The 13571-nt window shown below is 42.0% G+C and carries 11 protein-coding genes and 1 pseudogene; 5 read left to right on the forward strand and 7 right to left on the reverse strand.

Translation table 11 applies throughout. The annotated features are described in order from the left end of the window. Positions 1 to 273: 273 nt before the first annotated feature. The 4 genes from HGD77_RS05170 to HGD77_RS05185 form a co-directional block, all read right to left on the reverse strand. Positions 274 to 1539, reverse strand: a complete 1266-nt coding sequence (locus HGD77_RS05170) for a tyrosine-type recombinase/integrase (protein WP_138743267.1) — start codon at positions 1537 to 1539, stop codon at positions 274 to 276. 292 nt (positions 1540 to 1831) lie between these two features. Next, a complete protein-coding gene (locus HGD77_RS05175; RefSeq protein ID WP_138743266.1) occupies positions 1832 to 2803 on the reverse strand; it encodes a methyltransferase in 972 nt (323 codons plus the stop codon). A 336-nt stretch (positions 2804 to 3139) separates the two neighbouring features. After that, positions 3140 to 3838 (reverse strand): pirin family protein, encoded by a 699-nt coding sequence (locus HGD77_RS05180; RefSeq protein WP_004279570.1) that lies wholly within the window; start codon positions 3836 to 3838, stop codon positions 3140 to 3142. A 180-nt stretch (positions 3839 to 4018) separates the two neighbouring features. Next, positions 4019 to 5242, reverse strand: a complete 1224-nt coding sequence (locus HGD77_RS05185) for a L,D-transpeptidase family protein (protein ID WP_004730187.1) — start codon at positions 5240 to 5242, stop codon at positions 4019 to 4021. A 205-nt stretch (positions 5243 to 5447) separates the two neighbouring features. Between HGD77_RS05185 and hemE the strand changes: the two genes are divergently transcribed. The 5 genes from hemE to HGD77_RS05210 all read left to right on the forward strand — a co-directional run bounded on the left by hemE (position 5448) and on the right by HGD77_RS05210 (position 11496). Further along, complete coding sequence (gene hemE / locus HGD77_RS05190) at positions 5448 to 6518, forward strand: uroporphyrinogen decarboxylase (RefSeq protein ID WP_004279573.1); 1071 nt, start codon at positions 5448 to 5450, stop codon at positions 6516 to 6518. A gap of 10 nt (positions 6519 to 6528) precedes the next feature. Beyond that, a complete protein-coding gene (locus HGD77_RS05195; RefSeq protein ID WP_004279575.1) occupies positions 6529 to 7332 on the forward strand; it encodes a DUF817 family protein in 804 nt (267 codons plus the stop codon). A gap of 143 nt (positions 7333 to 7475) precedes the next feature. Further along, entirely contained in the window at positions 7476 to 7946 is a 471-nt protein-coding gene (locus HGD77_RS05200; protein ID WP_004279577.1) for a DUF3015 family protein, read from the forward strand. 77 nt (positions 7947 to 8023) lie between these two features. Beyond that, on the forward strand, positions 8024 to 9910 hold the full coding sequence (locus HGD77_RS05205; protein ID WP_138743265.1) for a DUF4105 domain-containing protein: 1887 nt from the start codon (positions 8024 to 8026) through the stop codon (positions 9908 to 9910). A 188-nt stretch (positions 9911 to 10098) separates the two neighbouring features. After that, positions 10099 to 11496, forward strand: a complete 1398-nt coding sequence (locus HGD77_RS05210; RefSeq protein WP_004279580.1) for a diguanylate cyclase — start codon at positions 10099 to 10101, stop codon at positions 11494 to 11496. 11 nt (positions 11497 to 11507) lie between these two features. Here the strand turns inward: HGD77_RS05210 and HGD77_RS05215 are convergent. The 3 genes and pseudogenes from HGD77_RS05215 to folE form a co-directional block, all read right to left on the reverse strand. After that, positions 11508 to 12110: pseudogene (locus HGD77_RS05215) on the reverse strand (DUF4385 domain-containing protein). A gap of 114 nt (positions 12111 to 12224) precedes the next feature. Then, positions 12225 to 12659: a hypothetical protein gene (locus HGD77_RS05220; RefSeq protein WP_004646396.1), complete on the reverse strand. Its 435-nt coding sequence runs from the start codon at positions 12657 to 12659 to the stop codon at positions 12225 to 12227. 323 nt (positions 12660 to 12982) lie between these two features. Continuing rightward, positions 12983 to 13531, reverse strand: a complete 549-nt coding sequence (folE, locus tag HGD77_RS05225; protein WP_004730181.1) for a GTP cyclohydrolase I FolE — start codon at positions 13529 to 13531, stop codon at positions 12983 to 12985. Positions 13532 to 13571 lie beyond the last annotated feature (40 nt).

Below are 13571 nucleotides of genomic sequence, written 5' to 3' on the forward strand. Positions count from 1 at the left end.
CATCATTTGAGGAGCAGAATATCACTTATAGGAGTTGTTCAAATTTCCGGATCCATCTCTGTTTGTACGACCTTCGATTCAGGCTGCTCTCACTTTTAAATATCAGCCTCGTCTCGTCGATGGCAAACCGACTAGCGTGTTGAATGTTAAAAATACTTTCCAATATCGTATTGAAAGTTAATTGTATTGATCAATTGAGGAAATCACTCGATTTAGTTTGATTAGAGTGCCTGACTTGCTTTAATTTTAATACTTTAAATACATTAAGTTGGTTTAAGTGCAAAAATTAGCCCAATCTGCCATCAAACTCTTACGTTTTTCAAGATAAGCTCCGCGTAAATAAGCAGCTTCAACTTCATCTGGCAATTTATGTGCAAGTACATGTTCACAAACTTCACGAGGGTAATCGGTTTTGTCTGCTGACCAATCTCGGAAGGTTGATCTAAAACCATGTGTAGTAATCACACGATTCTGCTTAGGATCAATATAGCCTAAGCCATTTTCTTTAAGCTTTTGTTCATGCATACGCTTGATCAGAGTAGTCAATGACATGTCAGATAGCATTCCGCCATTGCGTGGTGCTGGAAAAATAAAATCTTGCGGCTGAGTATATTCTTGGATGGATTCAAGTAAGTTAATCGCTTCTTGAGATAGGGGCACACGGTGTTCTTTGTCTGCTTTCATACGCTCTTTAGGAATGATCCAAACTTTATTCTTAAAATCAATTTCCTGCCATTTGGCCCCAAAAACTTCCCCAGAACGACATGCAGTTAAAATTGTAAATTCTAGTGCCTTTGGTGAAATTCCTTTTTTCTGTCTCAGATGCTGGATAAACTCAGCAACCTGTTCATAAGGTAGGGATGGGTGTGGGCGGGATTCTTGCTTTAAGTTACCTAAGATAGGCTCAAGATTACCTTTCCAAGCGGCTGGGTTATCACCCACAAAATATCCCATCGCTTTAGCATAATCGAAGATGGTTTCTATACGACCACGAATACGTCTAGCTGTTTCATTTTTTTCAATCCAAATGGGTTTAAGAGCTTCTGCAATGTCGATTTTGGTAATGGTACCGATGATAAGGTTACCCAGCGTTGGATAGATATAAGTTTCCAATGTAGATGACCATTGCCCAATATGTTTTTGATTCTTGAGCTCACGAGTTTTATTGGTAATAACGATTTTCGCACATTCAATAAATGTTTTATTTCGTAGCTGCTGCTCATGAAGCTTTTTAAGCTGTTGCTGCTTATGAGCAATTGGATCAATACCGCTTCGTATTTGTAATCGCAATTCAGTGGCTTTGGCACGGGCTTCAGCTAAAGAAACTTCAGGGTAGGAGCCGATACCAATATCACGACGATGTGGTTTTAACTTCCCATCTTTATCCAGACGTTTTCCTACTACTGCACGCAAAATCCAGACACGGGAGTTACCTTCAACATTCAGGCAAAGGCCATCAACGCCCCCTACAGTATGTCGCCCAGTCTTCTTAATTTTTGCTACACTGAGTGCAGATAGCTCTTTAGATTTCTTTGGCATGTCTTTATTTACCCCACAACCTACCCCTCATAAAATACTGGAAATGGTAGGATTGGGCAAGATGACTTTGGATGATAAAAATATTAAATAATTGAAATATATGTTTTTATAATATTTGATTAGACTGTGTAGGGCTACTGTTAGACGGACACCGCTTCCGCCAAATTTTAAAAACCCCAATCGAAAGATTGGGGTTTTTTATTGCTGATGAATTTTACAGAATGATTTAAAAAAAACGGATCTTGAAGAGGTTCGATATTTAAAAAGTCGATAATTTATAAACAGATATTCTTTAATCGCATACTTCAATCTTAATCAGAGCCAGAGCAATTCTTTCCACATGCTGATAAGCAGGTTGCTCTAATTCTTCACCAAAAATATCCGGATCAATTTCCTCATAAGACCAGTGAATATTTTGATGCTGCTGCATCAGGTCTTGCAGATACTGTAAAAATCGATTGCCATTTCGTGTGATGGTGGCGCCGGTATATAAAAATAAACGGCCGCCTGAATTTAGCCTTTGCAGGCCTTGTTTTATAATTTTAAAAGATAATTCATTGCCATCGAGCTCATTACCTCCGTGACGATATTGCCGTTGCTCAGGATCAATTAAATAAGGTGGATTGGCAAAAATCAGGTCAAACTGACCTTCAAGATTGGAAAATAAATTGCTTTGCACCGGAGAGATTGAAGTAAAACCCGAAAAATCAATATTGAGCTGACTATAGAGCAAGGCTTTGGGGTTTAGATCTGCTACAAAGATTTCCTCATGATCTGGAAAGTATTTGGCGATACTGATGGCAGCAGCAGAGGTGCCACAGCATATTTCAGCAGCCCGTTTGAAAGGGCGAGGTTCGGTGGCTAGATATTGCTTGAGATGATAGATAAAGCGATACGTATCCGGGCCAAAAAATACCGCATCTTGCTGAGTAGTCGGAAAAGCTGAATGAATAAAGAGTTCGCCATCGAGTGAAGAAACTCGAATCTGACTCAAGTATTGATCTTCCTGAACCTGTAGAAGTTGATGTTCTTGCAATAATTCAAACAGAACGGGATCAAGATCAGTTTTTTTAAAGTTTAGATTCCAGCCAAAGATATCCTGAAGGGTTCTGTGCTTATAAATTTCATTCTTTTTCCGATTCAGAATTCGCTGGTGGGAAAGTGGTGTAATGGTCGTGAACTGATAATCTTGTTGTTTTAAAAAGGCTAATAAATAAAACAAAGCTTGTTGCTGGATGCTTTGCATCTCTAAAATCTGGTTCATACGAATATGCTCTTCTATTTATTTAACCTACATGAAAAGATTAATTCACTTTATGGCTGCAAAAGACAATATCAAAACCAGTCGCGAATGATCAAAGCTATACAGCACTGGATTCCATAGAAATGGATCAGTTTATATTCACCTAAATAATGCATTGCTTAGGTAAAAATGTGATGAGAATTGGTTGGATTTGTATAGGTAGCAGGCATAATTTTCTTGGTTAGGAAACCTTATTATGATATTGCCACCTATTATTTCTTATTTACGATTATATGTATAAAAAATGGCTATTAATCACTGGGATCAATAGCCATTAGAGCTGAGAGCTTTAAAAGCTTAGTTGGGTACTTCCGGCAAATCAAACCAGATCACTTGCGCATCTTCGCTTGCTTTAATTTCTGTATCATCTAGAAAAGCAATTGCGCCGCCAGCTTCAACTGTATGTTCAGCGATCTGGACAGTGCCAGAAACAACATGTACATAATTAATATGCTGGGTCGCTTTCACTTCCAGACTTTGGCCTTGCTGAATCACCGCAGTTTTGACTTCGGCATTCTGACGAATATGCATCGGTGCATTTTCATTCGGACCACAAATCAAATGCCACTGGTTCGGTTGCTCATGCGGGTCAAGACGGATTTGCTGATAGTTCGGCTTGGCATCACGTTCATTTGGAATAATCCAGATTTGCAGTAAATGGACCTGTTCGTCGCCTTGGTTCATTTCACTGTGCCGCACACCTGTTCCTGCACTCATCAGTTGCCATTCACCCGCAGCGATTCCGCCATGATTGCCCATGCTGTCCTGATGGGTAATGGTTCCTTTCAGCACACAGGTCAGGATTTCCATATTGTCATGTGGATGCGTTCCAAAACCCTGATGTCCATCAATCAGGTCATCATTAATGACACGTAAAGCGCTGACACCCATATACTTTGGGTTATACCAGTTACCAAATGAGAAACTGTGTTTAGACTCCAGCCAGCCCATTTTTACATGACCACGATTTTCGCTAGGATGTAGAAAAGCATTCATGATTTTATCTCGACATTATTTTTAACTTGAGATCATCATACTGTCGTTTTATAACTGAAAAAATCTCAAATAGGCGACAGATCATTGCATTTTTGCAACGAAAGAGCTGAAAGTAAACATAAGGAATAAAAAAGCCCGCTCAAAAGCAGGCTATTTTTATTCAAATCGGCAGACCGATCATCATTCTAAGAAACGAACCGTTACGCCAGATTTGACTTTACGGCCAAGATCATTGGCATCCCAGTTAGTCAAACGAATACAACCATGTGATGCTGTTTTCGAAATGCTAGACGGGTTTGGTGTTCCGTGAATACCAAATGATTTCTTGCTTAAACCAATCCAGATATTCCCGACAGGACCGTTAGGACCCGGTGGTAAAGATAGTGGTTTTAAATTTTTACCTTGTACAAAGTTAGAAGGTGAGTAGCTGTACCAAGGGTTTGGTGCAACACCTGTTACTTTATAGGTTCCGGTTGGAGATGGTGTATCCGCACTACCAATGGTGGCAGGGAATGACGCGATCATTTGATTTTTACTATTAAATAAGTACAGTTGTTTCGCGCCTTTATGTGCAACAATCAAGTGAATACCTTCAGGCAAGTCATTACGTACATTACTGACCAGTAATTTTTCACCAACTTTATTAAAGTTGGCATTTGGATTGAGTTTCTTTAAAAAATTCTCATCCATATGGAATTTTTCACTCAACATTTCACTGACACGCGTGTAGTACAAGCCTTTCATTTTTGCCTGTAACGCATAATCTGAAGGAATAGACTTGGCAAATGGGCCTGCCAGATCTTTTTCAGTAATGGTGTATTCAACAAAGGTTGGCTTAGAACCCTGACGTGCAACTAGTTTATCCCAGGTTTCCTGAGTCAAAACACCTGTCGGTTTAATGCCATTCATTTGCTGGAAAGATGCAATCGCTTTTAGTGTGTTTTTACCGCTGGTTCCGTCAATCGCACCCGGTGATGCATGAGCATTATTCAGCATGACATGCGCACGTGCGTAAACTGGGAATTGACCTGCACCGATATTTTCATACCATTGGGCATTGTTTAAACCGTCTAAAGTCCACGAAGCTTTGGTCGCTGCAGAGTTAGTCGGTGCTTTGGTATTTGGTGCTGCGCCAATAGAAGCAGTCTGCTCTTCGGTATCCTGTAGCTTATTCAGCGCTTCAGATGCCTGTTTTAAGTCTTGTTGTTCTTGTGCGGTAATTTGCGCTTCTGCAGGTGCTGCTTGGGCCGCTGAAGCTTCAGTTGCTAATGGATCAATCGGATCTTGCACTGCAACATCAGTCACCACTTGGGGTTTTAATGGTTGTTCAGCAGTAGACGCGGCAAAAACTTGACCTGCGAAAATGCAACCTAGACTCACAGCGAGCATTGTGCGAACGAACATGTAACTCAACCTTAAGAATTATTTCTTTAACTATGTGAAAAAACACTATAAGTATTACAGAAAAAATGTGGAGATGCAGTAGTTGTTTTGTGTAAATCACTAGGTTGCCGTTCAATCCGATCGGTTTTTAAAGTTGCCAGAAGTTATTAAAACTGCGGCCTTTTTGCTATGATGTTGGCAATGTCAAAGAAAGATGGGAATGTGAATGACGACCTTAAAAAATGATCGTTTTCTGCGCGCATTGTTGCGTGAGCCTGTAGATGCTACGCCAGTATGGATGATGCGTCAGGCTGGCCGTTATTTGCCTGAGTACCGCGAAACGCGTGCCAAGGCAGGAGATTTCCTTTCGCTTTGCAAGAATACTGAACTGGCCTGTGAAGTGACTTTGCAGCCTTTGCGCCGTTATGATCTTGATGCCGCGATTTTATTCTCAGATATCTTGACGGTTCCGGATGCTTTGGGACTGGGGCTGTATTTTGAAGCTGGTGAAGGCCCGAAATTTCACAAGACCATCCGTACCGAACAGGATGTAGCCAATCTGCCTGCATTTAATGCCAAGTCGGATCTGGATTATGTGATGAATGCCGTTTCGACCATTCGTTCAGCCCTGAGCGGTCAGGTTCCTCTGATTGGTTTCTCGGGCAGTCCATGGACTCTGGCAACGTATATGGTCGAAGGTGGTTCAAGCAAGGATTTCCGTTTTACCAAACAGATGATGTATGCGCAGCCTGAAGTTTTGCATGCTTTACTGGATCGTCTGGCTGATGCAGTGACTGAATATTTGAATGCGCAGATCGATGCGGGTGCACAAGCGGTACAGATCTTTGATAGTTGGGGTGGGGCATTAGCACATCGTGAATATATCGAGTTCTCGCTGAACTATATGCAGAAGATTGTCGCTGGTTTGCAACGTGAGAAAGACGGCCGCAAGATTCCGGTAATTCTGTTTACCAAAGGTGGCGGTCAATGGTTGGAACCGATGATTACGACAGGCGCAGATGCATTTGGTCTGGACTGGACCACGCCATTGAATGTCGCTCGTCAAACGGTTGCTGGTCGTGCAGCACTTCAGGGTAACCTGGATCCTGCAACTTTATATGGTTCATCAGACACCATCATTAAAGCGACAAAAGCCATGCTGGATGATGCCTATGCCAATGGCGAGAAAACCGGTTATATTGCCAATTTAGGTCATGGTATTACCCAGTGGGTTGATCCGGCGAATCCAAAAGCATTTATTGATACCGTACATGAGTATAGTGCCAAATATCTTTAGGATGTAAACCTTGATCGATCTATTCAAATCAGGGTTTGAATTTACTTATAAGGCAGCTTCGGCTGCCTTATTTGGGATTTTACTCCTGCTCGCTTTTGCGCTGACTGCTTCTATGGGCAGCGATCTCTTCATTGGTTTTTACCGGTATGACTATCTGCTTTTTTTTGCTTTGCTGATTCAGGTGATATTGCTCTATACCAAACTGGAATCCTGGGCTGAAGCCAAAGTGATTGCGTTATTTCATCTCATGGCCATGGTGATGGAAATCTTCCTGACCCATCCGGCAATTGCTTCCTGGCATTACCCTCAACCCGCAATATTTAAAATCCTGACCGTGCCTTTATTTGCCGGTTTTATGTATTCTGCGGTCGGCAGTTTTTTTGCGCGCTCTTTACGTCTATATCAGGTTTCATTTGAAAAATTGCCGCGTTTTAGCCATATGCTGACATTGGCTGTCTTGTCTTATATCAACTTTATGAGCAAGTTTTTTATTCCCGATTATCGGGTGATTTTATTTGTCTGGAGCGTGATCATGTTCTGGAAAACCAGAATTCGCTTTCAGCTGAATCGGCATACTTTTCAGTTGCCGATGTTACCCGTACTGCTGATTCTGGCGTTTATTATCTGGATTGCCGAGAATATCAGTACCTTTTACCAGATCTGGCTCTATCCAAGCCAGATTGAGCAATGGCATATGGTGGGATGGGGCAAACTGGGCTCCTGGTATTTGTTGTTACTGCTGAGTCTGGTGTTGGTGCTGAAAATTTTGGGACAGCGTAATTCACAAGGCGATTGGGCGCTCAAGGAACAGTAAAATCAATCAGGTTATGTTTATGTAAAGCATACATTTTTTCAATTGCGCCAAACTTGACTTGTCGCTACTCTGCTGAGTATGTAATTTAAATTACATTATTAGAGTAATAACAAAGATTGCATGAGAATAATTGGAGAATAACTATGTTGAAAAAAATTATGCTGGCGGCGGTATTGGCGACTGGTTCAAGCATGGCGATGGCTGACCGAGATGTCGGTTGTGGTATCGGAAGCCAGGTATGGGCGGGTCAGTCTGGTATTATTCCTAAACTCTTTGCAGGTACGACCAACGTTCTGTTCACGAATCAGTGGCTCGGGATCACTTTTGGTACTTTAGGTTGTAGCCAGGGCGGTACCGTAACCGCTCAAGTGGTGACCTTTACCAATGAAAACGCTGAAGCATTGGCGCGTGATATGGCAGTTGGAGAGGGTGAAAGCCTGAATGTTCTGGCTGAACTTTTGAATATTAAATCTGAAGATAAAGCTCGTTTCTTTAGCGTTTCCAAGCAGAATTTCTCTGAAATTTATTCCGAAGAAAACCAGAATACATTACAAGTTTTAAGCACCTTACAAACTGTGATGGCCAAAGATGAAGTATTGAAATCCTACATCTGATCCGCACCCTAAAAACCCTGCTGTTCTGGCAGGGTTTTCTTATGACTAAAAGAAATTGATGAGAATAAGTTAACTGAATGAAATATGCGTTCTTCATGTTGGGCCTGACATTCAGCCCTTTAAGTTTTTCTAGCGAAATTAATCCAGACATCCAGTATTATATCGCTCAGGCCGAAACTCAGCGTCTGGATCAGAGCACTACCTGGCAACGTCTCATGTATGCCAATCCCCAAGGTCATAGCGAGGTTAACTATTCGGGCTATTTCCTGGCAGAGCAGGGAAAAACTGATCTAAAAAAAGAAATGCAGCATAACATTCAGGCTTTATTCCTGAGCGCAGAGCCGAATCAGTCCGTCCGCTGTAAGTTTCCTGCACGCAGCAGCTGGTTAATGCAGCAATTGAATATTTCCGAGCAACAATTGCCTGCGGTCAGTTGCCCGGATTTGGATAAATGGATTGGCGAGGTCAAGCCTTATGAGGCAACCCTGATCTATGCCACGGATTTTATGGGTAATCCCAGCTCGATGTTTGGTCATACCTTGTTGCGTCTGGACCCTAAAGACCAGCAACAACTCAATCTGATTTCTTATGCGGTCAACTATGCTGCGACGGTCGATGGCAATGACAACTGGTCCTTTGCCTGGAAAGGGCTGACTGGACAATATCCGGGTGAATATTCACTGATGCCGTATTACCGCAAGGTCAAAGAGTATGGTGACTTTGAAAGCCGGGATTTGTGGGAATATGAATTAAACTTAAGTCCGCAAGAAACCAGGTTTTTGGTACAGCATCTCTGGGAAATGCAAAATGTAAGTTTCCCTTATTATTTTATCAGTGATAATTGCGCTTATCGCCTACTGGGACTGTTTGATCTGGTACGTCCCGAGCTAAATCTACAGAAACAGTTTAATTCGACTGCGATTCCGATTGAAACACTAAAAGTAGTAGAACAGCAGGGCTTGATCAAACAGAAAGTTTACCGTCCGGCGCTTGAAACTCAATTGCTGGCACAGTCCAGACAGCATGGCAAAGCGCTGGCAAAAACTGCGCATCAGCTGGCTTATGCAGAAACAGGTGCAATGCCTTCAATCTTGCAGCCCTATCCGGCAGAAGATCAGGCCAAAATTCTGGAAATGGCCTATGATCATTTATATCTGGACTTTCTCCGACAAACAGTCGATAAATCATTTTCCCAGCCACGTTTTCGCAAGTTATTAGGCTTAAGAAGTCAGCTGAATATCGAGAAGCAGCGTAAAGCGCCTGAACGTCCAAAAATAGACCCGGTACAAAGCCATCATGCACGGAATATCAGTCTTCAGGCCGGACAGGTTCAGGGTGAATCCTTTGTCCAGCTAGGGCATCGGCAGGCTTATCATGATCTCATCGACCCGCAAGGCGGTTTTCGAACCGGCACACAATTGCTGTTTCTGGATGGGGCTTTGCAATATCGTGACAGTGAGCTCAAGCTGGAACATCTGGATCTATTTACTGTCAATTCCTATAACCCGGTCAATCCGTTTAATACGCCATTATCTTGGGGTTTTAATTTGGGCTGGAAACAGGAGGCACTGGATGCGCATGGCCAGTTTAGTGACGATGAACAGCATGGCGTCGCCAGCTTAAAAACTCAGGGTGGTTATAGCTGGGCAAATGCCAGCCGTGAACATCTATGTTATGCACAAATGCAAACTCAGCTACAGGCAGGCAAGGCACTGGATCAGGGCTGGCGCGTAGGTGCAGGCCCTACTGTGGGGTGCCAGAATATCTGGAGCGATCAGATCAACAGTCTGGTGCAGGTGGAACTGCCTTATTGGGAAGATTCGCATCGCTGGCAGCTGAAACTGAATACTGAAATCCAATATGCATTCAATCCACAACATGCACTTCGGCTGTCTTGGGAATATCAGCAACAGCAGTCCAAAGACTGGGATCAATGGAGTCTTGGTTTGATTCGGTATTTTTAAGATTTATTTAAAACTATTGATAAAGTGCTGTGTATCCATGAGGCTACTGTTTAGTTTTCCCTTGTATAAAAAGATTGGCTTGATTTGGTACAAATAATCTGGTCGATATTTTAGGAAAAATACCTGATATTTGTTATATTTATCACATAATGTGAGTACAAATTGCAAGGTTTTGGGGAACAGACAGTATGAATAATGAATGCATGGCAAGACTGGCCGAGCAATGGGAACAGATCTGTCAAAATTATTCATCTGATGACTTATTGCATGCCTTTCATTTTATTCAAGATCATTCCCTGATTCTGGTGGAAGAATTCTATAAAAACATGCTCATTGAAAAGGAATCTGCAGAATTCTTTTCCGATGACTTGATTCAACAGCGCTTGCGCGACACTTTAAATGCCTGGCTACTTGAAAGCTTTGGTGTAGGGATTAATAAACGCTATGCCGATGCCGTGCAGAAACAGGCGATGGTGGGGCATGTGCATGCGCGTGTCGGAATTCCATCCTGGCTGATCATGCGCGGTGTACGTGAAATTGAGCGTAAAATGTTTGAACTGCTGGATGAGAATCCTCATCACAGTATGTTGACTACCTGCAGTTATATTGTCCAGATCATGGGGTTTGCCACAGAAGTCATGTGCCGATCTTATGAAGCCAAAACAGCCATGAATCAGGAAATTAAACACAGTTATCGTGTTTTTTCAGCGATGCAGGATGTGGCCGTACAAAAAGATAAACAGCGCAGTTCATTGCTAGACTGGGAAAATGAGCTCATGTTCAAGGTCTTTTCTGAGCATGAAAAATTGAATCATCCGATGTTGTCCAAGTCGGAATTTGGTTTATGGTTTATTCATAAAGCCTCTTATGCTTTTACCGGCTCTGACCAGGTCGATTTAATCATTGAACGAATTTATCAAGTCGATGAACTTAATCAAGATATTATGGACTGTACGGACAAAAACAATATGCTGGGACTGATCCAACGAATCCGTGACTTGAACCGTGAGATTCAGTTGTTAGTAGATCAGTTATTTCAGGTGGCCGAATATATTGAATCAGGTAATGATTCATTGACCCAGTTATTGAATCGTCGTTATTTGAATACCATTATTTCACGTGAAATCACTTTTTCCCGTAAGAATCATACGCCTTTGTCTTTACTTGCCATTGATGCTGATTATTTCAAAAGTATTAATGACAAATTTGGACATGCAGCAGGTGATCTGGCCTTGAAATTTCTGGCCGAAGCATTGCAAAAATACAGTCAGGGCAGTGATTATGCTTTCCGGGTCGGCGGTGAAGAGTTTTTGCTATTACTGGTGGATACTGATGAGAAACGTGCCCTGAATATTGCCGAAAGTATTCGTAAATATATTGAAAATGGCATGATTAATTCGGCACAAGGCCAGCAGTTTAAATTTACGGTCAGTATTGGTTGTGTGCTTTATGATGGACATCCGGATTATCAGCGCTTCCTGAATGCGGCAGATTCTGCCTTGTATATGGCGAAGAACAACGGGCGTAACAGAGTTTATATGGCTCATCAGTCCTTGAACCCTGTCGCACAGCCACTCTCAGTTTAAATGAAAGGTTTTTAGCCAGTTGCAGACTGCTGCTCTATAAATTCCTGAAATTTCTGTTTTTGCTGGAGATATTCGGGATGATTTTTAGCTTCATCCCATTTCTGTTTAAAGATTTTGGCAGCAGCGGCTTTAACCGGATCTTCATGATTACGTGGCAGCTCGGAACGGCCATGCGCACCACTCAAGCCTTTTTTATCCTCCGGAACCGGGCCATCGTATTTTTTGCCACCTTTATGATTGGCATAACATCGGGCACGGGTGAAACCCATCTGTAAAAACTTGCGTGCCATGTCCGCACCGATAAAATCTTCTTGCTTTAAATAGTCCAAGAAAAGCTGATAGATTTTCTCGCTACTCGCTACTCGCTACTCGCTACTCGCTACTCGCTACTCGCTACTCGCTTGGGCTTTTGCTTCATCTGCAAAGCGCCAGTGTGGCAGGATTTCCGATTTATAAGGCTCAACCAGTAATACACCTTGTTCACCACGGCCAATCCGGTAGAGCTGGGGTCGTTTACGAAAATTAATCTTTGCAAAGTCCAGAAAATAATCAAAACTATTCGAAACTACACGTGACGGACGTTTTGGTGGGGTTACTTTGGCAGATGACTTCATATTCGGCCTTTTCTGAAATTTAAAATGACTCAATATTTCAGCTAATACAAATTATAAAAACGAAAGGACAAGATACAGAAAAGCCCCTGTCATTTAGAGCTAGGGGCTTTCATTTTACTTCGATTTTTTTGAACTGGTCTTCGAGGTTTTAGCCTTGGTTGACTTGCTCTTAGAGGAGCTACTCGACTGCTTTTTAGCAGGCGCCGATTTTTTTGAAGAAGACTTTTTCACTTTAGTGTCGTCTTTACTCTTGTTGCTGCTTTTCGCTTTAGCCGGTTTTTTCGCGGAAGAGGTCTTTTGGTCTTTCGCTTTATCACTGGCTTTTGAGCTCGAATTTTTCTTCGCCTTCACTTTTTCATCTTTGCTGGCATTGTCTTTCTTAGAAGATGCCGCTTTAGATTTACTGCTCGCCGCTTTTTTAGTGACTTTGCGATCACTGTCTTTGTCACTACTCTTATTCGACTTTTTCAGTTTCTCATCTTGGGTCTTTTTAGCAGTTTTTGCTGATTTTTTGCTGTCTTTCGCCTGGTTATTTTTACTATTCGCCATGGTTACTTTCCTTATCATTAAAAATCAATCAGAAAGATATAAAGCGCTTTGCTGTATATCAACTTCAAATTACTTTAATGGGAGAGCGGCAGGATTAAAACTTTATCGTGTATCCAAGTGTAGGCTTGTTGCAAACACAAGCAGGAATTGTTTGAGTTCTAGACTGAAACATAGCAAGTTTTGGGACAGGTCTTTAAACCCTGTTACCAGGTGTTATTTATAGCAAGTGAGCTTTTGAATTAAGTATTGATATCCTCTTCCTTTAAAAGCAAAAAACCCCGAATGATCGAGGCTTTGAGTAACTTATTTTTAAGCTTTAATAATTAATAGCTTTCTGGAACCGCACTTAAAAATTCACGACGTGTTTCTTTGTCGGTTTTAAAATCACCAATAAATGATACCGTACGTGTGGTTGATTCCTGCTTGCCTACACCGCGCATCATCATGCACATGTGCGCAGAATCAATCATTACTGCAACACCGCGTGCTTTGGTGACTTCAGCCACTGCTTCTGCAATTTGCTGAGTCAGATTTTCCTGAATCTGCAAACGGCGTGCAAACATTTCAGTAATACGGGCAAATTTAGACAGGCCTAAAACATGACCTTCTGGCAAATAGGCGATATGTACGCGGCCATAAAATGGCAATAAGTGATGCTCACATAGCGAATAAAATTCGATGTTTTTAACCAGTACCATTTCACGGTTATCGGAAGGGAAGACCGCCTTGTTGGTCACTTCTTCAAGTGTCTGGCTATAACCCGAGGTTAAATATGAAAATGCTTTCGCAGCGCGCACAGGCGTATCTTTGAGACCAGGGCGATTTAGATCTTCGCCAACGGCAGTAAGAATGTTTGCGTAGGATTGCTGCATAGTCATATGACGTATTCACTTAAACTGAGAATGAACAAGG

This window comes from Acinetobacter sp. NEB149 (assembly GCF_012516415.1).
Lineage (GTDB): Bacteria > Pseudomonadota > Gammaproteobacteria > Pseudomonadales > Moraxellaceae > Acinetobacter > Acinetobacter lwoffii_V.